Source organism: Dietzia cercidiphylli (assembly GCF_014145145.1).
Lineage (GTDB): Bacteria > Actinomycetota > Actinomycetes > Mycobacteriales > Mycobacteriaceae > Dietzia > Dietzia natronolimnaea.
On sequence record NZ_JAALEA010000148.1, the window covers coordinates 1 to 1,183 of the forward strand.

A 1,183-nucleotide genomic window follows, 5' to 3' on the forward strand; every position below is an offset into this window, starting at 1 on the left:
CGAAGGGCAGCAGGAAGTTCACCGGGATCGAGTCGACGCCCTTGGCGCGCAGGTCGAAGGCCAGCTCGACCAGCTGCTCGCGGGTCTCGCCCATGCCGGCGATGAAGCCCGAGCACGCCGACAGGCCCGCGCCGTGCGCCTGGCTCACGGTGTGCTCGCGGTCGGCGTAGGTGTGGGTCGTGCAGATCTCCTCGTAGTGGCTCTCCGCCGTGTTGAGGTTGTGGTTGTAGGCGTCGGCGCCGCTCGCGCAGAGCTTCTCGGCCTGACCGTCCTTCAGCGCGCCCAGGCAGGCGCACACCTCGACGCCCGGGGTGTCGGACTTGATGGCCTCGATGATGTCCGAGACCTTGCCGACCTCGCGGTTGCTCGGGCCGGTGCCGCTGGCGACCAGGCACACGCGCGAGGCGCCGGCCGCGATGCCCGCCTTGGCCGCGGTGACGGCCTCCTCGGTGTTCAGCCAGGTGTAGCGCAGGATGCCAGCGGTGGAGTTGAGGCGCTGCGAGCAGTAGAAGCAGTCCTCTGGGCACAGGCCGCTCTTGAGGTTGACCAGGTAGTTGACCTTGACCTTGTTGCCGAAGTGCTCGAACCGCAGCCGGGACGCCGCCGCGACTACTTCCATGAGCTCGGCGTCGGACGAGTCGAGCACGGCGAGCGCCTCCGTCGCGTCGATCGCCCCGCCGTCGAGAATGCGGTCCGCGAGCTCGTGCCAACGGGTGGTCGTGGTGGCCATGGTTCCTCCTGAACGCCGTTCATTGAACGCCGTTAAGGTAGCGGGAATTCGCCGACTTGTACAGCGTTCAGGTTGCAGGCGCGTCGGAGCCGCGGGAGGGGCGATAGGGTTACCGGTCGTGGCTCTCAACAAGTCGGCCGTCGTCGACACCGCGCTCGGACTCCTGCACGAAGCGGGGTTGCCCGGCATGTCGATGCGCACGCTGGCGACGCGATTGAACGTCCAGCCGAGTGCGCTGTACTGGCATTTCCCGTCCAAGCAGGCGCTGCTCACCGCGGTGGCCGAGCGGGTCCTGGCGGACGTGGCCCCGGTGGAGGCTCGAGCATCGGCCGCCGACGAACTTCGCGGGGTGTCGCGGGCGATGCGGATCGCTGTCGCGGGGGTGCCCGACGGGGCCGAGATCGTGGCGCTGGGGCTGGCCGCCGGTGCGGTGAACCCGGTGGCCGAGGCGGT

At 69.3% G+C, this 1,183-nt stretch carries 2 protein-coding genes; one reads left to right on the top strand and one right to left on the bottom strand.

What is annotated here, in order from left to right:
* Nucleotides 1-730, bottom strand: a 730-nt coding sequence (gene bioB / locus G6028_RS06015) for a biotin synthase BioB (RefSeq protein ID WP_182658331.1), incomplete at its 3' end; no start/stop codon positions are given.
* Between the two features lie 118 nt (nt 731-848).
* Here bioB and G6028_RS06020 point away from each other — a divergent pair.
* The coding region (locus G6028_RS06020) for a TetR family transcriptional regulator (protein ID WP_182658332.1) at nt 849-1,183 on the top strand (335 nt) is incomplete at its 3' end.